The sequence below is a fragment of the Neobacillus sp. NPDC058068 genome (genome assembly GCF_042885335.1).
Taxonomy (GTDB): domain Bacteria; phylum Bacillota; class Bacilli; order Bacillales; family Cytobacillaceae; genus Neobacillus.
The window spans coordinates 1-24,306 of the sequence record NZ_JBHVSI010000037.1 but is presented as its reverse complement, the minus strand read 5'-3'; the positions used below and the strand labels follow the sequence as shown (position 1 = coordinate 24,306).

At 39.1% G+C, this 24,306-nt stretch carries 27 protein-coding genes and 1 riboswitch; of the genes, 9 read left to right on the top strand and 18 right to left on the bottom strand.

All coding sequences use genetic code 11. The annotated features are described in order from the left end of the window. Positions 1-95 precede the first annotated feature (95 nt). Positions 96-1,961 (top strand): squalene--hopene cyclase, encoded by a 1,866-nt coding sequence (gene shc, locus ACFVSW_RS26860; RefSeq protein ID WP_387319702.1) that lies wholly within the window; start codon positions 96-98, stop codon positions 1,959-1,961. A gap of 38 nt (positions 1,962-1,999) precedes the next feature. Here shc and mug read toward each other — a convergent pair whose 3' ends face one another. The 9 genes from mug to ACFVSW_RS26815 form a co-directional block, all read right to left on the bottom strand. Further along, on the bottom strand, positions 2,000-2,506 hold the full coding sequence (gene mug, locus ACFVSW_RS26855; protein WP_387319701.1) for a G/U mismatch-specific DNA glycosylase: 507 nt from the start codon (positions 2,504-2,506) through the stop codon (positions 2,000-2,002). 129 nt (positions 2,507-2,635) lie between these two features. After that, positions 2,636-4,507: a ribosomal protection-like ABC-F family protein gene (abc-f, locus tag ACFVSW_RS26850; RefSeq protein ID WP_387319700.1), complete on the bottom strand. Its 1,872-nt coding sequence runs from the start codon at positions 4,505-4,507 to the stop codon at positions 2,636-2,638. Between the two features lie 159 nt (positions 4,508-4,666). Then, positions 4,667-4,801: an RAxF-45 family protein gene (locus ACFVSW_RS26845; RefSeq protein WP_387319699.1), complete on the bottom strand. Its 135-nt coding sequence runs from the start codon at positions 4,799-4,801 to the stop codon at positions 4,667-4,669. Between the two features lie 166 nt (positions 4,802-4,967). Next, positions 4,968-6,419, bottom strand: coding sequence for a S1C family serine protease (locus ACFVSW_RS26840; RefSeq protein ID WP_387319698.1), 1,452 nt, complete (start codon positions 6,417-6,419; stop codon positions 4,968-4,970). Positions 6,420-6,592: 173 nt separating this feature from the next. Next, positions 6,593-7,999: an ATP-binding protein gene (locus ACFVSW_RS26835; protein ID WP_387319713.1), complete on the bottom strand. Its 1,407-nt coding sequence runs from the start codon at positions 7,997-7,999 to the stop codon at positions 6,593-6,595. Then, positions 7,989-8,690: a winged helix-turn-helix domain-containing protein gene (locus ACFVSW_RS26830; RefSeq protein WP_387319697.1), complete on the bottom strand. Its 702-nt coding sequence runs from the start codon at positions 8,688-8,690 to the stop codon at positions 7,989-7,991. Before ACFVSW_RS26830 ends, ACFVSW_RS26835 begins: the two co-directional genes overlap by 11 nt. Positions 8,691-8,859: 169 nt before the next feature. Beyond that, the gene (locus ACFVSW_RS26825; RefSeq protein ID WP_024028964.1) at positions 8,860-9,057 is read right to left on the bottom strand and encodes a hypothetical protein; all 198 of its coding nucleotides are present in this window, start codon (positions 9,055-9,057) and stop codon (positions 8,860-8,862) included. A gap of 137 nt (positions 9,058-9,194) precedes the next feature. Then, positions 9,195-10,166 carry an alpha/beta hydrolase gene (locus ACFVSW_RS26820; protein ID WP_387319696.1) on the bottom strand — a complete coding sequence of 324 codons (972 nt, stop codon included), beginning with the start codon at positions 10,164-10,166 and terminating at the stop codon, positions 9,195-9,197. Between the two features lie 12 nt (positions 10,167-10,178). Beyond that, positions 10,179-10,403, bottom strand: coding sequence for a hypothetical protein (locus ACFVSW_RS26815; protein ID WP_387319695.1), 225 nt, complete (start codon positions 10,401-10,403; stop codon positions 10,179-10,181). A gap of 176 nt (positions 10,404-10,579) precedes the next feature. On the opposite strand from ACFVSW_RS26815, the gene ACFVSW_RS26810 reads away from it, so the two are divergent. Next, positions 10,580-11,461: a VanW family protein gene (locus ACFVSW_RS26810; RefSeq protein ID WP_387319694.1), complete on the top strand. Its 882-nt coding sequence runs from the start codon at positions 10,580-10,582 to the stop codon at positions 11,459-11,461. A gap of 31 nt (positions 11,462-11,492) precedes the next feature. On the opposite strand, the gene ACFVSW_RS26805 is transcribed toward ACFVSW_RS26810, so the two are convergent. The 3 genes from ACFVSW_RS26805 to ACFVSW_RS26795 form a co-directional block, all read right to left on the bottom strand. Then, entirely contained in the window at positions 11,493-11,762 is a 270-nt protein-coding gene (locus tag ACFVSW_RS26805) for a hypothetical protein (RefSeq protein WP_387319693.1), read from the bottom strand. A 108-nt stretch (positions 11,763-11,870) separates the two neighbouring features. Continuing rightward, positions 11,871-12,443 (bottom strand): YkoP family protein, encoded by a 573-nt coding sequence (locus ACFVSW_RS26800; RefSeq protein WP_387319692.1) that lies wholly within the window; start codon positions 12,441-12,443, stop codon positions 11,871-11,873. A 117-nt stretch (positions 12,444-12,560) separates the two neighbouring features. Continuing rightward, on the bottom strand, positions 12,561-13,367 hold the full coding sequence (locus ACFVSW_RS26795; protein ID WP_387319712.1) for a metallophosphoesterase: 807 nt from the start codon (positions 13,365-13,367) through the stop codon (positions 12,561-12,563). A 174-nt stretch (positions 13,368-13,541) separates the two neighbouring features. Between ACFVSW_RS26795 and ACFVSW_RS26790 the strand changes: the two genes are divergently transcribed. The 3 genes from ACFVSW_RS26790 (at position 13,542) to ACFVSW_RS26780 (ending at position 15,049) form a co-directional block, all read left to right on the top strand. Next, positions 13,542-14,252: a class I SAM-dependent methyltransferase gene (locus ACFVSW_RS26790; protein ID WP_387319691.1), complete on the top strand. Its 711-nt coding sequence runs from the start codon at positions 13,542-13,544 to the stop codon at positions 14,250-14,252. A 173-nt stretch (positions 14,253-14,425) separates the two neighbouring features. Continuing rightward, positions 14,426-14,662, top strand: a complete 237-nt coding sequence (locus ACFVSW_RS26785) for a hypothetical protein (RefSeq protein ID WP_387319690.1) — start codon at positions 14,426-14,428, stop codon at positions 14,660-14,662. A 135-nt stretch (positions 14,663-14,797) separates the two neighbouring features. Further along, positions 14,798-15,049, top strand: a complete 252-nt coding sequence (locus ACFVSW_RS26780) for a sigma-G-dependent sporulation-specific acid-soluble spore protein CsgA (protein ID WP_387319689.1) — start codon at positions 14,798-14,800, stop codon at positions 15,047-15,049. Between the two features lie 219 nt (positions 15,050-15,268). Here the strand turns inward: ACFVSW_RS26780 and ACFVSW_RS26775 are convergent, their stop codons facing one another. The 3 genes from ACFVSW_RS26775 to ACFVSW_RS26765 form a co-directional block, all read right to left on the bottom strand. Further along, the gene (locus ACFVSW_RS26775) at positions 15,269-16,186 is read right to left on the bottom strand and encodes a YitT family protein (RefSeq protein WP_387319688.1); all 918 of its coding nucleotides are present in this window, start codon (positions 16,184-16,186) and stop codon (positions 15,269-15,271) included. A 130-nt stretch (positions 16,187-16,316) separates the two neighbouring features. Further along, on the bottom strand, positions 16,317-16,475 hold the full coding sequence (locus ACFVSW_RS26770) for a hypothetical protein (protein ID WP_387319714.1): 159 nt from the start codon (positions 16,473-16,475) through the stop codon (positions 16,317-16,319). Positions 16,476-16,617: 142 nt separating this feature from the next. Beyond that, a complete protein-coding gene (locus tag ACFVSW_RS26765; protein ID WP_387319687.1) occupies positions 16,618-17,223 on the bottom strand; it encodes an SRPBCC family protein in 606 nt (201 codons plus the stop codon). A 242-nt stretch (positions 17,224-17,465) separates the two neighbouring features. Here ACFVSW_RS26765 and ACFVSW_RS26760 point away from each other — a divergent pair, with 242 nt between their 5' ends. From ACFVSW_RS26760 to ACFVSW_RS26750, 3 genes are all read left to right on the top strand, one after another. After that, positions 17,466-17,669: a DUF1657 domain-containing protein gene (locus tag ACFVSW_RS26760; protein WP_387319686.1), complete on the top strand. Its 204-nt coding sequence runs from the start codon at positions 17,466-17,468 to the stop codon at positions 17,667-17,669. Positions 17,670-17,742: 73 nt separating this feature from the next. Next, entirely contained in the window at positions 17,743-17,949 is a 207-nt protein-coding gene (locus ACFVSW_RS26755) for a DUF1657 domain-containing protein (RefSeq protein WP_387319685.1), read from the top strand. A 20-nt stretch (positions 17,950-17,969) separates the two neighbouring features. Beyond that, a complete protein-coding gene (locus ACFVSW_RS26750) occupies positions 17,970-18,830 on the top strand; it encodes a DUF421 domain-containing protein (RefSeq protein ID WP_387319684.1) in 861 nt (286 codons plus the stop codon). 44 nt (positions 18,831-18,874) lie between these two features. Here the strand turns inward: ACFVSW_RS26750 and ACFVSW_RS26745 are convergent, their stop codons facing one another. From ACFVSW_RS26745 to ACFVSW_RS26735, 3 genes are all read right to left on the bottom strand, one after another. After that, positions 18,875-19,861 carry a DMT family transporter gene (locus ACFVSW_RS26745; protein ID WP_387319683.1) on the bottom strand — a complete coding sequence of 329 codons (987 nt, stop codon included), beginning with the start codon at positions 19,859-19,861 and terminating at the stop codon, positions 18,875-18,877. Between the two features lie 81 nt (positions 19,862-19,942). Continuing rightward, entirely contained in the window at positions 19,943-21,172 is a 1,230-nt protein-coding gene (locus ACFVSW_RS26740; protein ID WP_387319682.1) for an MFS transporter, read from the bottom strand. Between the two features lie 178 nt (positions 21,173-21,350). Further along, on the bottom strand, positions 21,351-22,166 hold the full coding sequence (locus ACFVSW_RS26735; RefSeq protein ID WP_387319680.1) for a YitT family protein: 816 nt from the start codon (positions 22,164-22,166) through the stop codon (positions 21,351-21,353). Between the two features lie 177 nt (positions 22,167-22,343). Beyond that, positions 22,344-22,535, top strand: a riboswitch (Lysine riboswitch). Between the two features lie 125 nt (positions 22,536-22,660). Here ACFVSW_RS26735 and ACFVSW_RS26730 point away from each other — a divergent pair. Next, entirely contained in the window at positions 22,661-24,166 is a 1,506-nt protein-coding gene (locus ACFVSW_RS26730) for an amino acid permease (protein WP_387319679.1), read from the top strand. Positions 24,167-24,306: the final 140 nt, after the last annotated feature.

The window sequence follows — 24,306 nt, the reverse complement described above, 5'->3', positions numbered from 1 at the left end:
AAAAATAACAGTTTCCCCCCCTTATGAATTCTCCTTGCCTAACGGGAATATGTATTAATTGAGAATACTTTTTGGGAGAGGAATGATTACCTGAGATGTTTGATACAAGGAAAGGCATGGATTGGATCATTAATGTGCTTAGAAAAGACCAATCTCCCGACGGATCTTGGAGCTATCCATTTGATACTGGCATTTCAACAGATGCTTATATGATTATTTTATTACGGACCTTGGAGATAAATGATGAGGAATTAATTCAAGGACTTACAAAAAGGATTTTAAGCAGACAGGAGAAAAACGGGGCTTGGAAGTTATATTTTGATGAAGGCGATGGGAATGTAACGGCAACCTTGGAGGCCTATTACGCCCTTCTTTATTCAGGGTATTACCAGAAAAATGACAAACGGCTCCGGGCAGCGAAGAAATTCATTTTAGCTAATGGAGGGATTAAAGAGGTCGGCACATATACAAAAATCATGCTTGCTTTAACCGGACAACAAAAATGGCCAACATTTACCCCGTTTCCGATTGAGGTGATTCTTTTACCAGAGGTGTTCCCGCTCAATTTCTATTCTTTCTCTGTTTTTGGGAGAGCAAACATAACTCCAATCATGATTCTTGCTGAAAAAAAATTATCATTTAGGACGTCTTACACTCCAGACCTCTCAGAATTTCATTTACACCGGGATGAGGAGGACTCTTGGATTCGCTCTACCGAAATGCGCTCGTTGTTATCTTTTCTTAACGATGGTGTGAAAAGCTTAATTGGCATTCCTAACGAACTTCGGCGGATAGCTATCGAGCGGGCGAAAAAATATATGCTTGATCACATTGAAGCAGATGGGACCTTATACAGTTATAACAGCAGCACCTTTTTAATGATCTTCGCCTTGCTTTCATTAGGGTATAAGAAAACCGACCCTATCATCTTAAAAGCGATAGAGGGTATACAGTCGATGAAATGTGAAATCAACGGTTTGCCCCATATGCAATATACAACAGCCAACGTCTGGAACACTTCATTGATAGGCTTTGCCCTGCAAGCGGTCGGAATACCACCAACAGACTCGATGGTAGAGAATGCCAATCGTTACCTCCTCGACCGGCAGCACCATAAATTCGGCGATTGGGTGATTCATAATCCTAATAGTTTACCGGGTGGCTGGGGCTTTTCCGATGTGAATACTATCCTGCCTGACGTTGATGATACTACCGCCTCACTTAGGTCGATTTCAAGAATCGTTCCAACTGAACTTGCTGCTTGGGAACGGGGGATCAACTGGACATTTTCGATGCAGAACGATGACGGCGGCTGGCCGGCGTTTGAAAAAAATGCCGATTCAAAGCTGATTGAATTTTTACCGCTTGAAAAGGCTGAATTCTTACTAATGGATCCATCAAGTGCCGATCTTACTGGAAGAACGCTAGAGTTTTTCGGGAATTATACCAATCTCCAAAAGGACCACACCGCAATCAAAAAAGGAGTCAAATGGCTGATGAAGGACCAAAAGCGCGATGGTTCTTGGTATGGACGCTGGGGTATTTGCTATCTTTACGGAACATGGGGCGCATTAACAGGACTATCAGCTGTTGGGGTACCGAACAATAATCCAAGCATTCAAAAGGCTGTCAGCTGGTTACGAGGCATCCAAAACGAGGATGGCGGCTGGGGTGAATCGTGTCATAGCGATAGTGAGAAAAGGTATATACCGTTACGTACGAGCACTTTAACCCATACTTCGTGGGCGCTGGATGCCTTAATGACCGTGTCAGAAAAACCAACATCTGAGATTCGCAAGGGAATTCAATATTTATTAGCTTCTCTCGATAAAGAGGATTGGACCACTGCCTATCCAAAAGGGCAAGGCATGGGCGGCGCCTTATATATTCACTATCACGGCTACCGCTATATTTTTCCGCTGCTAACCTTAGCACACTTTCAAAAGAAATTTGAACGATAAGAAAAAACATCGACGGTTTAGTATCTCCGTCGGTGTTTTTATTTTGATATTATGGCCGTTAGCTGTTTATAGATTTCGACCATTTCATCGAGCCGCATCCTAACTAACCCGCTTGAGGACGGAGCAACAAAGTCAATCGTCCCGGGTACAACCGCTTCTGTCTGGACTCCCCATGGAACTGTTTTCCGGCCGCTATATTGTTGATAAACTCCTTTTCCGACAAAACAAACGACCTTGGGCATAAAACGTTGGATCTTCTCCTTTAAAATCTCTCGTCCCTCTATGTACTCTTCCTTGGTAATTTCATCGGCTGCTTTCGTTGGTCTTTGAACGATATTAGAAAAACCAAATCCCAAGCCTAATAGCATTGCATCCTCATTTGGCTCATACTTGCGGTCCGTCAAGCCCGCTATGTGAATAATTTTCCAGAAGCGATTATTGGGATTGGCATAATGATGTCCAAGTTCACTGGAACGAATACTCGGGTTAAAACCAACAAATAAAATCTGTAAACCTTCATTTAGATGGTCACTGATCGGGTTCATAATTTCTCCCTCTTTTCCTCCCAAAAGGATTTCTTTTTATTTTACCCTATTTCAGGGTGTGGAATTAGGAAATAACGAATCTTACTAATTAGAAAGACTCCTCGACTATGCAGCGAGGAGTGTTCTTTCTTAAACGATTTCTTCTAACTGCAGGTATAGATATTCACATTCGCTTTCCCTTAGCTCGATTTCATGATAAATTCTTTGCAGCAATTCCAATTCATTTTCGGCTTCAAGCTGTTGTTTTAGTTTATGAATTTCCGCTTCAATTTGCTCTATCTTGTCTTCAAGCATATTTATACTTATTGGTTCTTTCACATTCCTCACTTTTTGCGGCCTGATTTTATTTATTACTGCCTGTTCAATCGGCTTTACCTCAAGCTCATTCAACTTTGCTTTTGCCCAATCATAATTTCCAGCGAAAGAGTAAACCGTCCCATCTTGAAGCCAATAAATTTTGTTAAACAATTTATTAAGAAAATAACGGTCATGGGATACTGCTAAGATCGTGCCATTAAATTGCTCAAGTGCTTCCTCGAGTACTTCGCAGGAATCAATATCTAAGTGATTCGTTGGTTCATCCAAAATTAGCAGATTCAAATCCTGGTACATCAATTGCGCAAGTCGCAGTCGCATCCTCTCGCCGCCACTAAGCTGGTTTACCTTACGAAACACAGCTGGTCCGTAGAATAAAAATCGGGCTAAAATATGTCGGGCCTCTCCTTCATTGACCATAACCTCTGAGCGAAATACATCGATGAGCTGTTCATCACCAATATCCTCAAACACATGCTGTGATAAATAGCCGACCTTTACATTACTTCCAACCTTTACGACTCCGCCATCTGCTTCGCATTTTTTAAGAATCATTTTTAAAAGAGTGGATTTTCCTGTACCATTTTCGCCGACAATCGCCGTACGGTCTTTATATTGGACAAGCATGTTCACATGGTCAAATAGGGTTCGATTTCCAAAGCGCTTCGAAACATCATCAAGAACGATTACATCTTTACCGCTACGATCATTTGCTTCAAAATCAATCGCCATTTTTTTAACATCGATTTTTGGGCGATCAAGCTTTTCAATGCGATCAAGCGCCCGCTGCATATTAGTTGCCCGTTTATGAAGGGCTGCACTTGGTGGATTCGCGCGATTTGCCCAGTCTCGAAGCCGCTTTATTGCTTCTTTCATCTTTTTAATTTTTCGCTGTTGTTCTTGATATTCCTGAAATTCGCGTAAAAGCTTTTCCTCTTTCTCCTTTACATAGCCGCTGAAATTCGAATGGTACAAATCGATTTCCCCATCCTCCATTTCCAGCACTTTTGTCACGACTTCGTCTAAAAAGTAACGATCATGGGAAATTAAAATGATAGTTCCTTTGTAGTCTTTAAGAAAGGAGCCCAACCATTCAATCGCCATTAGGTCGAGGTGATTAGTCGGCTCATCCAGCAATAGTAATTCTGGATTTTTTAATAAACTTAACCCAAGCCCGACCTTTGTTTTTTCACCACCACTTAAGGTCGAGAAAGTTTTATCCAAAAGGCTGGTAATATTCAACCCATTAGCAATCCGCTCTAATTGTGCATCCATTTCATAGCCGCCATTAAGGATAAAATCATCCTGGAGTTTTCCATATTGATCCACTAATCTCTGCAGCAAATCAGGGACCAGCTCATCCCCCATTTCCATTTCTAATTGCTGCAGCTTCGTTTCCGTTTCAGTTAACTGTTCAAAGGCTGTTTTTAAAACTTCCTTAGCAGTTAACTCCTGAAAGTCAGGAATTTGTGCTAAATAGCCGATTTTCAGGCCCTTTTTCCAATGAATGACCCCTTCGTCTACAGTTTCCTGATTGGCTAACAGTTTTAATAATGTCGTTTTTCCGCCGCCGTTACGACCGACAAGGCCAATCCGGCTCCCTTCTAGTACTTCAAATGACAAATCTTTAAAAATAATATTACCGCCAAAAGATTTTGCTATATGATTCACACTACAAATAATCATGTTCATTCTCCTCACAAATTAAATTTAAAATGAACATCTCTCCAACGTAAAACAAGCCGCAGGCATCTTTAATAACCCGCAGCTTGTAAATTTGAGCATGAAAAAAGAGTGCATGGACGCACTCTTTACATACCTAATTATAGTGGGTAAAGAGATGTGTTATCGTTCTATATTCACAATGAAGTTTCGAAAAAAGGGCAGACCCCCCCCTTTGAAAACTACATCATGAAAAATTGCACGATAAATAGTAAGGGCTTCAAGCCACTGTAAGCGTGCAAAAATAGAACGTTTCATCTCTTACCCACCTCCGTTTCCAAATAAGTTAGTTTCATTGTAAATATTTCCGGTATAGATTGCAAGACCATTTTGGCTTAATAATCTAAAATTACATATTCATAGCAAAAAGGCGAACATCTTCTGTTCGCCCTTTCATTTTATAACCTTATTTATATTTTTGGAATCAGGCCCCTTTATTAGCAGATAATTTCCCTTTTAAAGTAATCAATTTGCCGTCACGATACACTTCAAATTTGATTTCATCACCGGTCTTCACTTTTGAATATAAAAATTTTCGTAATTCCGATGAATTAGCTATTTTCGTTCCATTCATCGAAACGATGATATCTTTCGGCTGGAATCCGGCCTGGGCTGCTGTCGAATTAGGATCAATATTCATCACCAGCACACCCTCCTTTACGTTGTCAGGAAGGTTTTGCCAATAAACTTGTGGAACCTGGTCAAGATCGGCTAGGCCGACACCAAGATATGGTCTGTCAACTTTGCCACTCTTGATTAATTGGTTCACGATGGGAAGCAGATCATTACTAGGAATCGCAAAGCCTAATCCTTCGACACCACTCTCGGAAATTTTCAAACTATTAATGCCAATTACCTGTCCCTGTGGATTAATTAAAGCGCCGCCGCTGTTTCCAGGGTTAATTGCTGCATCGGTTTGAATTACATTTGTATCCCAGTTTCCTGCCGATGTCGAAATCGCAATGCTGCGGTCGACGGCACTGACAATTCCCTGTGTAACTGTTCTTGAAAGGTTAAGGCCAAGCGGGTTCCCAATCGCATAAACCTGATCCCCAGGGCGAAGTTTCGATGAATCCCCAAATGCGGCTGTTGAAGTAACATATTTTCCATCAATTTTTAAGACAGCAAGATCAGTTAAGGCGTCCGTTCCAACCACTTCTGCCGTTGTTTTTTGACCGTCATATAAAGAAATCTCCAGCTTCGAAGCTCCCTCGACTACATGATTATTGGTTACAATATAGGCAATATCATTATTTTTTTGAAAAATAACCCCTGATCCAGAACCTGCTTGCACACTTTGCCCTGAACTTGAATTCCCCCAAAAATCGTTATTTTGCTGCTGCTGGTAATTAACAACGCCGACAATTGCCTTGGATACTTTTTCAACAGTGTCAGCAATCGAACCGGAAGAGGCCATTGTTGGCTGCGCTGATACTGGCTTTACTGAATTATCAGAACTGCTCGTCACTTGATTCTCTGCATTCGGATAAAAGCTTTTTATGTAATCCGTATGCGGAAGAATTGTTAACGTCAATACAGAGCCAATCACACCGGCTGCAAGTGTAGAGGCAAATCCTTTTAGATTCCGTTTTTTAGGTTTCTTTTGCTCGACCTGGTTCGTTGTTCGGGTTTGTTCGATAACTGGCGGAACCGCTGCTTCCTCTAATCTATCCGGTTCCGTTTCGTCTGCACTCTTGTCTGTATTGATTGAATCGACTGCATCGACAGTAAACTCAGCATCGACGGCATGCCTATTTCCCTCACTATTCTCGAAATCGCTTATATCATTAGAAAATGCTTCTGTATTGCCACTATCAGTTATCTCAGATGAATTTGTTTGATCTTGTTCGAATTCATTTTCATTTTTATAATCCATCTTCATCAATCTCCTTTAAGTTTGCTAGTAGTTGTTCTTAACTATCCCTACTATAACCGACAAATCTTAACAAACTATTAACAAACTATAACGACTTTAGGAAAATAATAAGAAATTACTATGGATTTAGCATAGTAAAAAGCCGCAGGCTCTAACCCACGGCTTTCAGGTAATTATTCATTCTTAATTCGAATGACAAATTTCGTTCCTTTTCCCTCTTTACTAAACACTTCAATGTCGCCATTATGAAGGAGAACTAATTGTCTTACAATCGACAAACCTAGCCCAAATTCACCATAGGGATTACTGGTCCTAGAAATATCTGCTTTATAGAATCGACGCCAAATGTTTTCAATTTCGGTTGAATTGATGCCAATTCCGGTGTCTTCCACCTCGATAATCGTATCGTTCTGCTCGGTTCGTCCCCGCAGCCAGATGGTCCCTTCTTCTGTAAATTGAATACTATTTTTGGTGATGTTAATTAATATTTGCACAAGGCGATCATAATCTGCGTTCACCATTACATCTGGTGCGGCATCAACAACAATTTGATTATTCTTCTCTTCCGCCTGGAGCATCAATTGTTCCTGAATAATTTCCAACACTTCCAAAAGTTGAATCTCTTCTTTAAAAAGCTGGATTTGATTCGAGCGGATTTTTTCATAGTCTAGGTTTTCATTGACAAGACGAATCAATCTTTTTGCTTCGTGGCTAACTAAGTTGATTCCCCGCTCTTTGTCTTCTTCGGAAATCATGTTATTCTTCAACCCTTCAACGACACCGCTAATCGTCGTTAACGGTGTCCGCATCTCATGTGACACATCGGCCATAAACTGCCGCCGGCGATTTTCAAGACTCTCAATTTCCTCCATCGAAGTGTTTATTTTATCGACCATATGGTTAAAATCATTGGCTAATTCACCGATTTCGTCGAAATTGGAGGAATTTACCTTTACATGATAATTTCCCTCAGAAACGAGTGACGTAGCATCACGGAGCCGTTTAATCCGATGGACATGAATTCTCGACAAATACCAGCTTTGGAAAAAGGAAACACCGAAGGCAATCAAGATGGTATACAATAAAAATTTATTAATTTGTTGTATCATGTTACTTGAACCACTAATCGGTGAAGTTAATAGTACACCGCCATAAAATTTGCCGTTATCAACATAGGGTAATACTACAAATGTAACACCTTCTTGACCAAATCTTTTATAATCAATTGGGATAATCAGTGTTTTTCCTTTTGTCACCAAATCCCATTGATCAGGGGACAAGTGCTTAATATCCGGTCCTTTTTTGTTGACCAAATATAAGCCATCCTGATCGAACAAAGTAAAGCTCATTTTTCTCGCAGCTAACACATTAGTATATTGATTTATTATCTCGTTCGCGGCAAGAGGAGACTCTTTCATATCTGAAATAATAGCGTCTCCAAATGAAATCAGTTCGTCAGCTTTGTTTTCATAAATCAAATTTTCAACATAGTGGGTAAAGATGATGCTTAACAATAAAAATGCAATTATGATGACGCTAATGTGACTAAAAAACTGTTGGTAAATATACTTAAATCTCATCTGTTTTGCTTGATTCATCAAACTTATACCCTACTCCCCAAACAGTATGGAAGAATGGCTGCGACGCAGTTTCTACTTTTTTCCGGAGCCGCTTTATGTGCACATCAACGGTCCGTTCATCACCGTAAAACTGATATCCCCAGACTCTTTCAAGTAACTGCTCTCGAGAGAATACCTGCTTTGGATGCTCCACCAAATAATAAAGTAAATCGAACTCTTTTGGCGTTAAGTTTGTAACCTGCGTTCCGTCAACAAGCACTTCTCTTGTGATTTTATTGACGTTAAAATGTTCTGTTTGCAATAAACCCTCCATTTCCTTCGGCGCCTGGTTTTGGAAACGGCGGGTAACCGCCTTAATTCTTGCCATCAGCGTAAGCGGACTAAACGGTTTCGTCACGTAATCATCCGCCCCCATCTCAAGTCCAAGCACCTGATCAGATTCACTATCCTTCGCTGTTAACATAATAATTGGAACGACAAACTTTTCTTCTCGTATTTTCCGGCAAATCGTCACGCCATCCATTCCTGGAAGCATCCAGTCAACAATAAGGGCATCCCAATTCCCGCTTTTAAAGCGGTTATAGCCTTGGACGCCATCATTGACAAATTCGCCTTCAATTCCTTCTTTTGCAAAAAACATTTCAATCATCGAGCAGACACTTTTATTATCTTCAATCACTAATATTTTCAAAATTCTTCAACTCCCAGCATAAAAACTCACATCTTTAGTGTAATCGAATTTGCAGCTATATCAAACCATCTGCCTAAATCTTCTTGACAATTTCATACTTTGTTCATGGTTTATTAATATTTTCAATGAAAAAAGGCCTTAATGACCTCAAGACCTTTTTTCATCTCTTTTATGGATATCTCTTAAATGATTTCTTTTGCTTATTCATTACTTCATACGATTTTTCGATAATATCCGTTAAGACATCACCTTTATAGATCCTGCCTAGCTTCAACCCCTGTTGATAATACTCAACAATTTCATCCAGTTTTGCTGAGGTTTCCTTCGTGATTCTCACATTTAATTGAATTCTCTCGGTTTCTGTCATGATAGACACTCCTATTCCACTGTTAGCTAAGTGCTAGCAGATAACTATTACGTTGTTATTTAATGCTAATATACTATAATTCTGCAAATTTTTCATTAAAAAAGTGGCCATCATTTTGACAGCCACTTCATTATTATTTAGATTATTACTTGCTCTTCAGGTGAAGAAGTGTTCACAAAATGATTTTGTAACCAAACCTCTAGCAATTTTTTTAATTCAGGATGAATCGGCAGCTCCGCTTGTGCAAATATATCCTTCTTAGTTGTAAACATGGTCGAGGTTTGCTTCGTAAATTTACAAGGATGAGCCATATTTTCAACAGCATAATAGTGGACATCCGCTTTTACATAATGCGGTAATTCCTTTAGCACTGCGGGATTTGCTTGGGTATCACGCGCACCTGTAATCGCCAGGAGCGGGCAAGTAACCTTTGCCAGGTCTTCTCTCACATTGTAGCTTAAATGCTCGCGCAGCCACTTCGCATTTGTTTTAACAAAACTAACTTTAATTACATCCTTGTGAGAACTGAGAACCTTATCCATGAATTTTTGCGCCTGTTTTTCAACCTTGTTTTGTACGCCTAATAAGCGAAGGAAAAAACCTTGAAAACCTTTGGCATTGATAATATCCTCCGTTGCAAGATCCCTTTGCCGCTTCAAAGCTTCACTTAGTCTCTCCCCCGCACCTGCAAGTAAAATTAACCCACCCAGCTCCTCACGGGCAGCAAGCGCGCTCCCAATCATACTGCCTTCACTATGACCCAAGACGATTACTTTTTCGGGATCCACTTCTGGAAGGCTTTTTAAAAATTGAACAGCTGCCTGAGCGTCATCGACCAAATCCCATAGCCCCGTTGCTAAATAATCCCCTTCACTTGCGGCCACTCCACGTTTATCATAGCGCAGGTTGATGATGCCTATCGAAGTTAAAAATTCCGCTAATTGACGGTATAACTTTACATCAATTTTTTTATTCAATTTTCCGTTACGGTCCAGTTTTCCTGTTCCCGGAATGATTAAAACGGCTGGTCCCTTCTCCATTCGTGTTTCCGGTAAACTTAATGTCCCCTTTAATGCTGTTTTACTTTGAATCGTTACTTCTTTCTCCATATTCTGATCCCCCTATTGTTTTGTGTTTTGTTCTGGAATACTGATTGTCGCAAGTGTTCTTCTTTTCCTGCCCTTTTGCGGCATGTTTTGCGTAACCTTTGCATAAACAGCGGTCAAATCCCTGACAAATTCAGTGAATTCCTCATCACTTAAATATAATGAAGCCTGCCTGAAAGAAACCCCGTCTTTAGCTAAATCAATCGTCTCCTGGTTTAAATATCTTTCATATTCGCCCATTAGATGTTCGTCCTTTGAAAGTTTATTTATTTCTTCCGGGTCAATAATTGCCTTGCTTGGATTTAATTTTGTAAATTTTTTTGAAATTTTTTCTATCTTATTTAGTGAATTCTTCCCATCCTTGTTACATGAAATGGCAAACTTCTAGCAATATTATAACAAGGGAGGTGTGCTGAATGATTTTATCTTGGCTATTTGCAGCAGCGCTGGCTGCACAACAAATCCATGCTCCAGAGAGTTTAACCATTACCAAAGACGGCCACAATGTGACAAACATCAATCGGTTGGATTTTTCCTTTCCATATACTGATTTACCAATTATTGATTCCAACAAATACAACCAATTTTTGGACAAATTAGATAAACAATTTGCGGAAGAACCGGAAAATGCCATTATTGATCGCAATGGAACTATTTTAGCTGAACAAGTTGGCTATCGAATTCATCGCCAGGCGTTCACGGAACAATTCTATATTTACTTTTTTTCACATAAACAATCCCAATTGGAAATTCCAATGGTTACCGTTTATCCTAAAGTAGATAGTGAATTGCTCAGTAATATCCGCAGTTTGCGTATTGGCCGTTATGTTACTTCTTTCAATTCGCATAATAAAAACCGCTCGACCAATATTGAATTAGCAGCAAAAGCGATTAATAATCATGTCGTCTTTCCGGGAGAGGTGTTTTCTTTTAACAAAGTAGTAGGTAAACGGACAGATGCACGGGGCTACCTGCGGGCTAAAGTGATTGTCAGAGGTGAGTATGCTGAGGACATTGGCGGAGGTATTTGCCAGGTTTCCTCAACACTCTTTAATGCTGTTGATAATGCCGGGCTCAAGATTGTCGAACGATTTTCTCACAGTCGGTCGGTCCCCTATATTCCACCTGGGCGTGATGCCACTGTTAGCTGGTATGGACCAGACTTTGCATTTAAAAATAATTATCACCAGCCTGTGTTAATCCAAGCAAGAACGCTTGGTCATTTATTAATCATAAAGCTCTATTCTGCAGAAAACATCGAGTACATACCGCGGAAAGTACCCGGCGCCATAAATTAACAAAAGTCCGCAATAAATGCGGACTTTTGTTTTATTGATTATTTTTATTTAAGGCGCTAGTTAAAAGCTCTTCTGAAAATTCGGTTAAGGCAGCATCATCCATCTTATTAAAATTAATCTTTGAGGAAAAGTTTTTTACTGCATTTTGTAAAGGAAGTGCTAAAGTTTTACGCCTTCCTCTAGCTGCACCAAAAACGGCTGCACCTAAGCCAATCCCCACGAGAGATGCCCACATGGCGCCCCTGCTTTTTCGTTTCGGTGCAAATAATCTAATAAACGGCTGCCTTCTAATGTCCCTCATCAACAGCACTCCTTCCGCAAAGTATGGAAATTGGATATGACCCATTTCCATTTGCTTAATTTGTGCATTTTCAGCTTAAAATATGATTTGAAAACTGTTTCTGCTTTGTTACTTAATGGAAGGATTTTGACCGTATAGGTGGTAAAGCTTTTCTTTTGATAAAAATAAATAATTGAGACTATTGGTACGAAAGTTTTTAATGGAGGAGCTAGAGATTAAGGAAATAGGCAGCTGGCCTAGCTTTTTAAAATATTTATACCAGCGGTTACTCGGAGGATAACATTCAAAACCTAACGACCTAACACCCTTATTAATCGTCGTAATTCCAATAATCCCCTTAATATTAGACTCCTCGGGATGGTCTTTTAGATAACTTGCAAGCAATGGCATAGAGCTTAGAACTAGCTTATACATTAGCCTTGCCCTTATTAAATCATTTTTTATTTTTTTAAATTCATCTAAAAGCCTAACATTATGCAAATGAATTTTTAATAAACAATCGTTTCTGCTAATTCTGGTACCATCAGCAAGAGTGAAATTCCCGCCTTTGTATTTGGTTATCCGAACCCGAAATACGGATTGGTTATTTTGGTAATCATTAATATAATGTAAACGAGAACATAAATAAAATAGCGGGTCTACAAGCTTCCATATCCATAATATTGTTAGCCGTAAAATCATCTTAGACTCACTCCCTTAACGGTCTTCATCCATAGGATGATAAAGATGTTTCGTTTTTAGTTTGGTAATGTAAGGATATGTATGGGACATGAAAAAAAGCCGGTTATTAGCCCGGCTTTAAGAAATTTGGTGAAAGGTAATTTCAGGACGACTGCCAATACGGATATTAACACCTGTCTGACCAAGACCTTCACTAATATAAAATGGCTTTCCGTGATGATAGTGCAGTCCTTTAATAATGTTCATCCGAACAAGTTTCCCCATCTTCCATAAATGGAATGGTTTTGGCCAATGGATTTGTCCGCCATGAAAATGGCCAGATAAGAGGTAATCAAACGCGTAGTCCTTCATTTGCAGGACTAAGTTTGGATCATGTGTCAAAACAAGATTGTAACCATCAGGTAAGTTTTGATAAGATTCTTCAACATTGCTTCGGCCTGAATGATTATCATCAATTCCGATAATATTAAGAGTATCGCCATTCATATTTAGTGATACATGCTGGTTTTGAAGGGTGATACAGCCATTTTCCTCTAAGGTTTGCTTTAAGTAATCAAAATTTTCACCTTTTAGGTAATAATCGTGATTACCGAAGACAGCGTAAATCCCAAGTTTCGGATTTAATCTGCCTAACACATTTAAATAGGGAACTAATTTTGGAATACTTCTTTTTCTATCAAGAAAATCACCCGTTAAGGCAATCAAATCAATCGGTTCCTTCGAGATGGATTGATACAATTCCTCTGGTGAAATCGATATGTTTTCAAGATGAATATCAGAAAGATGAAGAATATTTAAGTCAGGATGCGCTAATTTTGAGTGAGAAACCTTAATCGTATTAATGGTTACTTTTTTTGTATTTTTATAAGCCTGATAGAAAATAACGAGTAGAATAATGATACTAATGAAATAAATCAATGATATCCCCTCCCACTACTGAGTATAGTAGCAAGTGCTAATACTTTATAGTGGTAGTTGATGGGAATGATTAGTTTACATAATAATGTTATAATGAAGCATATTTTTTACTAAATGAGAAAGAGAACCTCTCTCCGCTTATTATCATACTATGCAAAAAAAGGTAAGTAGGTGGCATCTATGGGAGGATTAACGTATATTGATTTCTTAGCCAAATTTGGTGTTGGCGGAGCCCATCCGGGTGGAATTCCTTTAACCAAAAACATGCTTTCCGGAGAAAATATTACTGAGAATACAATTATTTTGGATGCAGGCTGCGGTACAGGACAAACTACTGCTTATTTATCCCAGCAGTATAACGCAAACGTATTCGGTTTGGAGCTCAATCCAATTATGCTTGAAAAAGCGAAGACCCGATTTGAAACCTTACAGCTGCCAATTCAATTATTCCAGGGTTCTGTAGAAGAAATCCCGTTTGAAAATGATACCTTCGACATAGTCTTGTCCGAATCCGTTTTAGCTTTTGTTAATAAGCCGAAAGCATTAAGGGAATTTTACCGAGTACTAAAAAAAGGTGGCCGCTTAATTGCCAACGAAATGACAATAAATACAAAATTAAGTCCGCTTGAAGAGGCGGAAATTAAGAAATTTTACGGGTTAGATTCATTATTACTGGAGAAAGATTGGAAGCGGTTATTAGAAACGACTCGGTTTCAAAATATTGAAATACAAAGCCAAACACAGACCATGAGTCAAGGTAACCCGTCACAAGAATTTAATTTTTCAAAGAACTTTGAACCTGAGCTTTTTGATATTCTTAATCAGCATGGAAATATTGTCATCAAGTATCATGATATTTTAAGCTATCGTACTATTTTCTGTACAAAATGATAATCGAGGAAAGCCCCTTCTTTTTTTGAATATAGTGATGGGGCTTTTTTACTTTATCTTAAATACCTTCCTCCCCTTTTCAAAAAAAGGACAAGATATAGGTCATTTGCCTGTGCAATCAACAACCTCCTTTCATATTTTATAGCAAGTACAGGTTAAAGGAGGTATTTGGAATGAATCTAAATTATGAGCAAGCACGTGGTTTAGAGGGAAAAGTAATCAAGGTTCAAAATCATGAAGGAAAATGGGTAATGGGACGGGTGGTCAAGGTAAGAAAAGATGGCCTTGAGCTCGAAGAAGTTAATACCTCAAGCTCTAATGAAGGATACGGGTACGGCTTTTGGGGTCGTAGACCGTTTTTCAGACCGTTTTTTGTACCGTTTATTGGTTTTCCATTCTTCTTTTGGTAAGCAAGTATAGCTTTCTACTTGCTTTTTTTGGCTATTTTCTCCCCTTCTCGACAGTTAATTGGATGAATGCCTCTACTAAAGTGAATATTATTGGCATTTCGTCGGAAAATAACGCTGAAAGGATGGGTGAAGTCGATGGATAAAACATTAGGCTATCTTAGGGAAATTTTAGCTAACTATACCGATGAACATGCAGTGGGCAGACACTTATACCGGAAATTGCTGGAAGGCCATTATGCTTCCGAAGGCGCATTTGTCCGTGATTTAAGCCAGAAAGAAAGTCATTTTTTAAATAAGATTCTCCCAACTGAAATTAGCTATGCAAAAGAGGAACAAGACGAAAAAAGAGCATATGAACTAAATGAAGTGTATGAGCTACTATTTTAACGAAAAAGATGGCAGAAACTATTCTGCCATCTTTTTGGGTAATATTTCATTTTCCGCTAAAATTATTTCCAAGGTAAGCGCACAGTATGACAAATGACATTGGATATCCAGTAGTTATTTCCCTATTAAACGACACAAAACACCTTGAAATTACAAGAATCAATCCTGCTTACTTGATAATTCATCCTAAAAACGACAAATCCGCTATTCATCAAGCTGCTAATGAATATCTTTTTTCTTAAATCTTCCGCCGCGGACCTCGGCAATATCCGCAACAGCTAAAAAGGCACTATTGTCATTTTCGGTAACAATTTCCTTCAATTTTGCTTCTTCAAGGCGATTAATGACGCAAAAAATAACCTTTTTATCATCACCTGAATAGGCGCCCTCTCCATTGATGTATGTAACACCGCGCCCAAGTCGATTCATAATTGCATCACCAATTTGTCTGGCGTTATCACTAATGATCCAAATCGATTTGGATTCATCAAGCCCTGTAATGGTAATATCAATCGTTTTGTAAGCGACAAAATAGGCAATCAATGAATACATCGCCCGATCCCACGTGAAAACAAAACCGGCACAGCCTAGTATAAAAAGATTGAAGAACATAATGATTTCCCCTACGGAAAAAGGAAGTTTATTATTAAAAAGAATGGCAAGAATCTCCGTCCCATCTAAAGAGCCGCCGTAGCGAATAACCATACCCACGCCAATCCCGAGTACGATTCCACCGAAAACAGTTGCAAGAAGGATATCTTGGGTAAAGGCAGGAACCGGGTGGAGCAGTGTAGTAGCTATTGAAAGGACTATAATACCGTATAGGGTTGATAAGGCGAAGGTTTTTCCGATTTGTTTGTAACCAATAAAGAAGAAAGGGATATTAAGAATAAATAGGAAAATCCCTAGTTTCCAGCCTGTAATGTAGGAAAGCATGATAGAAATTCCGGTAATCCCGCCATCAATAACATTATTGGGAACGAGGAATACCTCGAGTCCTACTGACATCAGAGTGGCACCAATCGTAATTAAAAGAACCCGTAGAAAAATCTTTCGTTTCGTCAATCTTCGATGCTGAATTCTAGCCATAATCGCTTGCTGCTGTTCAATTAAAGTTAATTCTTGTGTTCCTGTCATTATCTTGCCCCTTTCGAAATAGAGTTCTAAATACAGTATAGCGAATTTTGCCTTTGATTTATAATAATACGCCTTATATTAATCGATTTGAAAAAGAAACTGCCTGATTTCAGGCAGCCGGTTTACTTCATTAACTTGGATCAACCTCGTCGTATGATAGCGTGATAACTCTCGTATATTCTCCGTTGTCTATCTCTTTCTCTGAGGCACTTTGCTCTAATTCTTCCTGGTCATCGATACCCGGAGCAAGTGTTGGCCGTTCATTTTGGCTGTCTTTCCTTTTAGACAATTTTAACACTCCTTTCCGAGAATATTTTCCCAAATACTTTGGGTAATATACCGAGTTATTTTCTTCAATAATATAAAGAAGCTACTTCTTTATTGAAGTAACTCCCTTTGAAAAAACCGTCAAATCAAATGGCGGCTACCATTTAATCCACAATCGGATTTTTAAAATTGTCCTTAACAGGAATATTGTTTTCTTCAATTTTGCCCTCAATTTGCCATTTGTGATCGGACAGGTAGTCATTAAAAGGAAGGGTTACTTTACTGCCATCCCTATCCTCAAATTTATATTGATATAAACTAGTGGTCCCTTGGTGGTTTCGATAAACGACTTGTACTTTTGTTATCTCATCCCATTTATACTCTTTTTCCTTTAAGCTTGTTAAGGCGTTATAATGAATACCATCTTCATCCAAGTAATAATAATTGGTAAGGCTTAGGAAAAAAAACGGTATACTGGCAATCAGAAAAACAGCAATTATCCATTTAAAAGTACGCCCTTCAAAACGCTCTCTAAATATTAAATAAACAGTAAATATTACCGCGATAAATAACATCCCACACATAAACGTGATATAGGCAGAAAATGGCGTCGAAAAGAACCAATGAGACCGCGAATAATAAACGAGACTTTGAAATGATGCCACCACAATGAACGGAACAAACAAACTGCTTATGTATAATATAATCGTATAGGCTACCAATTTAACATGATGATCCTCTGATGCTTCTCTTCTTTTTAATAATATCAAACAAATCTCCCCTTTTGTATTGGTTCTCTCTCTCTCTTAATTTTAACTTATAATTGCCAATTTTTAAATTATTTAACGAAAATTTTGAAAAAAAGTTGCAAAATAAAAAAAACAATTTTTGTGGAGTTTATCTGATTGGAAAAAGTTGTTGGAGAAGAACGTTTTCAAAAATACATATCCGTTCATTATTTTGGCATACTACTTTTGTAATTGAAATCTTTTAAAGAAAGAAGGAATTTTTGATGACAGTTGGAACACAGGTAAAACAAGCATTAGCAGGCTTAAAAAGCGCACAGGCAAGCTTTGAAACCTTTGCACTTGCAACAGATAACCAAAATGCCAAACAACTTTATCAGCAGGCGGCGCAGCAAACTCAATCTGTTCTGGACAGCGTAGAACCGCGTCTTCAAGAAATTATCGCTGAGGAACCACAATACAATCAATAATGGCTTAGAATAGGTTGGCGATTCTGCCAACCCATTTTTCATTTTCTACAACATTTGAAAGGAAGTCTTTGATGTGACCATCGCTTCTAACGTAAATCAATGCCTTTCGACAATAAAAGGGATCGAAGCACAGTTATCCTCCCTCGCTCTTAATTCTCTTGATGAGGAAGCAAAGGCCGTTTTCCATGAAACCGCTTTAACGATGGCTGAAGTGAAAAAAGACCTCCAATACCGTGTTTTGGAACTTGAACGCGAAGAACCGCAATACAAAGGTTCATAACTTTTCTGGGGTGAAAAATAATGCCAGGTTGGTTTTTTATTATAACTCGGTCGTTGATTTTTTTGCTGCTCTTATTTATTACAACAAAAATACTTGGAAAGAAACAAATCTCAGAGCTCTCTTTCTTTGAGTACGTCGTAGGGATTACGATTGGAAGTATTGCCGGTGAAGTCGTTACCGGACTTGAGTCTAACATGTATCATGGCGCTTTAGCGATTGGTGTATTTGGCTTTATTACTTTCTTGGTCAACTTTATATCAATAAAAAGCAAGAAATTCAGTGATCTCGTTGAAGGTAAAGGTACTGTTGTTATTAAGGACGGAAAAATATTAGAGAACAATCTAAAAAAAGAAAAGTATACCATTGATGAACTCTCTGCCCTCCTTCGGGCAAAGGATATATTTCGAGTGGCAGACGTTGAATTTGCCGTTTTGGAACCAAGAGGAAATTTAAGCGCGTTATTAAAAAAAGAAAACCGTCCACTTACACCAAAAGATTTACAAATGAAAATGGCGAAAGAAAAGGAACCGCAAACCGTTATTATGGACGGAAATATTATGGATGAACCATTAAGATGTTCTGGAAAAGGCAGAGGCTGGCTTTATACAGAATTAGAAAAACAAGGAGTAACGCTAGATAATGTCTTTTTTGGCCAAGTGGATTCATACGGTGAATTAACCGTTGACCTTTATGATGATAAAATCAAAGTGCCGCAAGCAGCACAGCGTCCCCTCTTACTTGCGACGCTAAAAAAAACCCAAGCCGATTTAGAAATATTTTCACTTTCAACCGATTGTGATCAATCAAAAACAATGTATAAAAAAAATGCAGCAATCCTACAGGAGGCAATTGAAAAACTGGCCCCTTATCTTAATGGATGATTTAAAAATCCTTATCAACTTAGGCTGATAAGGATTTAAGTTTTTTAAGAGTTTATTGTATTATCGGTTCTGGTTATTGAAATAGAAACAGAACTGTTTTTGTTTGAAACATAGCTGTGCAGCACCATACCAAGCATAACTAATGCCATTCCGCTCCATGATAACGCATTTGGGAATAAAGAATTCAAGAGTAACAATTCGCCGATAACTGCGAATAAAACTTCCATCGATTGCGTCGCTTCAACCGCAGCTAATTTCTGCATATCCCCTCTTACAAGATCTGTGGCATGAAAGAAAAGAATCGTTGCGATGACACCAGACGAAATGGCAACCAAACTGGATTGGAAGGTTTGTCCGATGCTAGGCGGTCCAGCTGTTCGAAATCCATACACGGATAGAATAAGCCAAAAAGGGATGCTCGCCAGCGTCATTCCTAACACACGTTGAAATACATCAAGTCGCCCCCCGCACACATCCATCATTTTACGATTTCCCAGCGGGTAGGCAAAGGAGGCAATAATAACAGGAATCACCCCTAAAGAGATAGCCGCAATTGATAAATGATTGGCCTGCTGCAACTGCATTAGGATGATCCCTAGCAAAATGATTGATGACATCGCCATTCCTTTAAAAGGAATTTTTCCTTTCAATTGAATCGGTCCTTTTTCAGTCATTACCAGTTCGTAAAAAAGAGGAGCAAGCAACGAGCCAGAGATAATCGTGATTTGCCATGTAGCTGCGATTAACCACCCAGGAGCATAGGCCGCAGAAAAACAAATCGGTGCATAGAACAAGCCAAATCCAATCGAGCTCCATACCAGCCATGCGAATGGGCGGCTTTTCATTTCTTTAAGCAATGGTGTAAAGTTTTTCCGTGCGATAACGATGACAAAAAGAAAGGGCACCATAAAGAAATAGCGTAAAGCTGCACTCCAAATCCAGCTGCCGCCTGCTAAATCCATTGATCTATTTAAAATAAAGGTAAAGGCAAAAAAGAAAGCAGCAAAGATGCCTATTATGATGGGCCGCATTAAACAATCCCCTTCTCACTATCAATATAGTGCTATTTTCCATGAAAAACGGGAAACCATCAAGTAGTTTCCCGCTAAAAATTAATTTCTTTCCATATTGGACTCGCTAAAAAGATACCTTCTGCCGCTTATTGCAACAAAAAAAGAGCAAATGAACAGCGCGGCTGCAATCTTAAATGTCATCCTTACCCCGAATTCATCAGTAATCCAGCCCATCACGAGCGACGAAATCCCAAAGGCAGCAAAAATCATTGTTCCCCTGGCAGAATATACTTTAGCAAGCAGCTGTTCCCTGGCGCTTTTTTGGATAATCGTTGTCTCCGCAACATCCCGAGCCATTTGCGGCAGACCAAACAAAAAGGAGACAAAAAGGGCAAACCAAGGAATCGAGGTCATGCCAAACATTAAGGTGATAGCAATTAAACTAAAGGTGGACCAAAGAATTGTTTTTCCTAAATTTCTTTCTACAAGATGTGAAAAACGATAGATCAGTAGCCCGGCAAACAGCATTCCGGCAAAAAACGAGCCATTAATAAACCCCCACCAATTTTCCCCTTTATTTAATGCTTCGGTAACATAAACAAATAAAATGGCTGCAATCCATACCCCGTTTGCAAAGGTTTCAAGGAAATTCATATAACTGATGGTCCGAAGCTGTTTAGATTTCCAAATGATTCCCCAGCCCTCTTTCAAGGCATCCAAACGAGTTTGGTCTTCATTAGCTTGAATGTGTACAGTTTGTTCAATTAACCCCATTAAAGCCGTTGAAATAAAATATAAGCTAAAGGTTAACCAAAGAATATTATCGGCGCCCAAGGAAACTAACAGAATGCTGCCGATTGGCCAGGCAATCAGCTGGACTATCTGATCGGATATTGACAGCAAACTATTCGTTTTCACGAGTTTACCCTCTTCCACCAGACTTGGTACAAGTGCATTTCGGGCAGGTGAAGCCCAGCCATCTAAAAAAGAAATAAGACATATGAACAAATAGACCCAAAACAAGCCTCCCGTTTTAATCGCGGCAGCACTTATGGTCAATAAAAGCAGCAAAATGGTCTTACCACTTTGTGAATAAAACAGGATTGACTTGAGTCTGTATTTATTAATCACCAATGGCGCCAATAGACCGCTAATCAAAGCAGAAATCGTATTAAAAAAAGGAACAAGTGACATATAGGTAACAGAACCGGTCGCATCAAAAATCAACTTAATTAAACAGACTATAAATAAAATATCTCCCAGGTTGGCAAACATTTGCCCAAACCAAAGAAACCGGAAAGAAGTCTGTTTTCCGACATTAGTAGACATAAAACACCCTCACTTTTTATTCAATTGATATGGATAAAAGTAAAGGATTTTACATCGGATTGCCTCCCGTTCATAGCGCTTAATTATTGCTCTATTATAGCAAATTTTCGAATAAATCGGGTAACAATAATCTGTATTCAAAAAAAAAGCATGCACAAAAATAAGATGTGCAAGCCTTTTATTGCGGACTGGGCCTGTGAAACAGACCCATCACTTCAATGGTTTCAGTAATGTTGACGAATGCGGCTGGATCTACTTCCGTAATTAGGTTTTTTACTTCATTCAATTCATATCGCGAAATGACTGTAACCAAAACATTTCGTTTATCATTTGAATAGCCGCCAACTCCGTCCAGAATCGTTAAGCCACGATACAAATTTGTCAGTAAATGCGCTCTCATTTCTTGACCTTTTTCTGTAATAATCATTATCGTTAATTTTGCATGATCAGTATAAATGGCATCCACTACTTTTCCGGTGACAAAGATGGATACTAAAGTATTTAGCGCGGAATCCCAATTAAACAAAAATCCACTTATAACAATGACAACCGCATTCATCCCTGATAGCAGCACACCGATTGGAAAGTCCTTTTTCCGCGCAACAATCATACCAATAACATCGAATCCTCCGGTTGATCCGGAAGAACGGAACACAATTCCTACCCCCAGCCCTGTTAAAGCGCCCCCAAATATCGAGGAAAGAATCGAGTCATTCGCGATTGGAAATACTGGCAGTAAATAAAGTCCCAAGGAAATGATTGCTACCGAGAAGATAGAATTCATGATGAACTTTTTTCCAAGCATTTTATAACCGATAATCAATAAAGGAAGGTTCAATAACAAGTTGACTAAGCCTGTATTTAGAGGGGAAATCATCCCCAAAACCATTGATATTCCGCTCAAGCCGCTGCTTAACACCTCGTGAGGAATTAAGAATAGGTTAAAGGCGATCACAATAATAAGAGAACCTGTAATTATTCCCAAAAACCGCATTTTTATGTTTCCTCCAATACCTGAACTAATATAGTTTAAAATCATACCGATTCTCTCATCCAATGTAAATTGATAGTTTTTTCACAATAGTAATAAATTGTCTGTTGATATTGACAATAATAAAAAAATTATTATACTGTAGTAATATTAAACTTCATAAAAAAATCCTCATCAAACCGATGAGGTAGAGGTCGCGGTTTTTATCAGTAAAGCGGACGAGATGGAAGAGACATCCCTGACTCCGTTTGAAAGGAAAAGCTGCCGAAGTGTGTTTTTCATCTCTAGAAAAGCATGCTGGGGCTGTCTCCGAATAGGAACAGAACTGTCACGTGAGGCTTTACCAGCCCAGCGTGTTGAGCTATCTTTCGGAAGGTATGATGCGGGGTATTGACAATGCCATCGATTCTACTTCGATGGCATTTTTTATTCCAAACTCCTTCCTAAAAACTATCATTTCATTTCATTTCCCAACCCTTGCATTGAAATGAAATGAAATGAAGAAAAAAGGAGTCATGACAATGCAATCAGCACGAGTATTAAAAGATAATGAATATACTAGTGAAATATCAGCCAAAAAGGAACCATCTGAATTAAAACGCAGTTTAAAATCGCGCCACCTTACCATGATTTCACTTGGCGGAACAATCGGTACTGGCCTATTCCTTGCAAGCGGCGGTGCCATCCATGAAGCTGGTCCGGGCGGCGCCCTGCTATCGTACTTTATCATTGGTATCATGGTTTACTTCTTAATGACAAGTTTAGCAGAAATGGGTGCCTATATGCCTGTTGCCGGCAGCTTTAGCACATATGCCTCTAAGTTTGTTGATCCTTCTCTTGGTTTTGCTCTCGGGTGGAACTACTGGTTTAACTGGGCAATTACGATTGCTGCTGAATTAGCCGCAGTGACAATGATTATGAAATTCTGGTTTCCAAGCACTCCATCTTTACTATGGAGCAGCCTCTTTTTGGCTATTATGTTTCTATTAAATTATCTTTCGGTCAAAGGATTTGGGGAAGCGGAATATTGGTTCTCCCTCATTAAAGTTGTAACGGTTGTTATCTTTATTATTATTGGAACGATGATGATTTTCGGTATAATGGGTAATCACGCTATTGGCTTTAAAAACTTTACAATTGGCGATGCTCCCTTCCATGGCGGTTTTATGGCTATGCTCGGAATCTTCATGGCGGCAGGCTTCTCCTTTCAAGGAACCGAGCTCCTTGGTATTGCTGCTGGTGAAACCGACAATCCGGCAAAAGCGATTCCACGTGCCGTAAAACAAGTTTTTTGGCGGATCCTTTTATTCTATATATTGGCCATCCTAGTGATTGGGCTGATAATCCCTTATACAAACAGTGATCTGGCTATTGAGAGTGTCAGGGTCAGCCCGTTTACACTTGTATTTCAAAAAGCTGGTATCGCCTTCGCCGCTTCTGTCATGAATGCCATTATCTTAACAGCGGTATTATCTGCAGGGAATTCAGGGATGTATGCCTCAACACGGATGCTATGGGATTTGGCCCGTCAAGGTAAAGCCCCAAGATTCCTTGGTAAATTAAACAAGAATGGTGTTCCAGTTAATGCTCTAATCGCAACATCTTTAGTGGGTACCCTCGCCTTCCTTGCTTCCCTGTTTGGTGATGGGAAAGTATACAATTGGCTGTTAAACGCTTCAGGTATGTCTGGCTTTATTGCATGGCTTGGAATCGCGGTTTGTCATTATCGTTTCCGAAAAGCGTTTGCCGCACAAGGTAAGGACCTTAGCCTGTTACCATATAAATCAAAATTTTTCCCATTTGGTCCAATATTCGCCTTTTCTGTCTGTGGGTTTGTGGTTTTAGGGCAAAACTATACAGCCTTTATGGGCGGTCATATCGACTGGAACGGTGTGCTGGTTTCCTATATTGGCCTGCCGCTTTTCTTAATATTATGGCTTGGTTATAAATTCACGAAAAAAACCAAGGTTATTCCATTAGAGAAATGCGATTTAACAAATTAACTATTTTGAAAAAGCACGCGAAATAGCGTGTTTTTTTTATAAAAATAGGCTGTGTTAAAGCACATTGTTGATTTTGAGCACAATGTTGATTGGAGTGGAAGGCGCGAGACTCCTGCGGGAGCAGCGGGACAGGTGAGACC

Excerpts from the sequence above, each read along its gene's own strand:
- ACFVSW_RS26805 (WP_387319693.1), bottom strand. The coding sequence starts at position 11,762 with ATGAGGGACATTAGAAGGCAGCCGTTTATTAGATTATTTGCACCGAAA.
- ACFVSW_RS26775 (WP_387319688.1), bottom strand. The coding sequence starts at position 16,186 with ATGACAGGAACACAAGAATTAACTTTAATTGAACAGCAGCAAGCGATT.
- ACFVSW_RS26745 (WP_387319683.1), bottom strand. The coding sequence starts at position 19,861 with ATGCGGCCCATCATAATAGGCATCTTTGCTGCTTTCTTTTTTGCCTTT.
- ACFVSW_RS26835 (WP_387319713.1), bottom strand. The coding sequence starts at position 7,999 with ATGAGATTTAAGTATATTTACCAACAGTTTTTTAGTCACATTAGCGTC.
- shc (WP_387319702.1), top strand. The coding sequence starts at position 96 with ATGTTTGATACAAGGAAAGGCATGGATTGGATCATTAATGTGCTTAGA.
- abc-f (WP_387319700.1), bottom strand. The coding sequence starts at position 4,507 with ATGATTATTTGTAGTGTGAATCATATAGCAAAATCTTTTGGCGGTAAT.
- ACFVSW_RS26785 (WP_387319690.1), top strand. The coding sequence starts at position 14,426 with ATGAATCTAAATTATGAGCAAGCACGTGGTTTAGAGGGAAAAGTAATC.
- ACFVSW_RS26780 (WP_387319689.1), top strand. The coding sequence starts at position 14,798 with ATGGATAAAACATTAGGCTATCTTAGGGAAATTTTAGCTAACTATACC.
- ACFVSW_RS26800 (WP_387319692.1), bottom strand. The coding sequence starts at position 12,443 with ATGATTTTACGGCTAACAATATTATGGATATGGAAGCTTGTAGACCCG.
- ACFVSW_RS26810 (WP_387319694.1), top strand. The coding sequence starts at position 10,580 with ATGATTTTATCTTGGCTATTTGCAGCAGCGCTGGCTGCACAACAAATC.
- ACFVSW_RS26740 (WP_387319682.1), bottom strand. The coding sequence starts at position 21,172 with ATGTCTACTAATGTCGGAAAACAGACTTCTTTCCGGTTTCTTTGGTTT.
- ACFVSW_RS26730 (WP_387319679.1), top strand. The coding sequence starts at position 22,661 with ATGAAGAAAAAAGGAGTCATGACAATGCAATCAGCACGAGTATTAAAA.
- mug (WP_387319701.1), bottom strand. The coding sequence starts at position 2,506 with ATGAACCCGATCAGTGACCATCTAAATGAAGGTTTACAGATTTTATTT.
- ACFVSW_RS26790 (WP_387319691.1), top strand. The coding sequence starts at position 13,542 with ATGGGAGGATTAACGTATATTGATTTCTTAGCCAAATTTGGTGTTGGC.
- ACFVSW_RS26845 (WP_387319699.1), bottom strand. The coding sequence starts at position 4,801 with ATGAAACGTTCTATTTTTGCACGCTTACAGTGGCTTGAAGCCCTTACT.
- ACFVSW_RS26825 (WP_024028964.1), bottom strand. The coding sequence starts at position 9,057 with ATGACAGAAACCGAGAGAATTCAATTAAATGTGAGAATCACGAAGGAA.
- ACFVSW_RS26760 (WP_387319686.1), top strand. The coding sequence starts at position 17,466 with ATGACAGTTGGAACACAGGTAAAACAAGCATTAGCAGGCTTAAAAAGC.
- ACFVSW_RS26815 (WP_387319695.1), bottom strand. The coding sequence starts at position 10,403 with ATGGGCGAATATGAAAGATATTTAAACCAGGAGACGATTGATTTAGCT.
- ACFVSW_RS26750 (WP_387319684.1), top strand. The coding sequence starts at position 17,970 with ATGCCAGGTTGGTTTTTTATTATAACTCGGTCGTTGATTTTTTTGCTG.
- ACFVSW_RS26735 (WP_387319680.1), bottom strand. The coding sequence starts at position 22,166 with ATGCGGTTTTTGGGAATAATTACAGGTTCTCTTATTATTGTGATCGCC.
- ACFVSW_RS26820 (WP_387319696.1), bottom strand. The coding sequence starts at position 10,166 with ATGGAGAAAGAAGTAACGATTCAAAGTAAAACAGCATTAAAGGGGACA.
- ACFVSW_RS26840 (WP_387319698.1), bottom strand. The coding sequence starts at position 6,419 with ATGGATTATAAAAATGAAAATGAATTCGAACAAGATCAAACAAATTCA.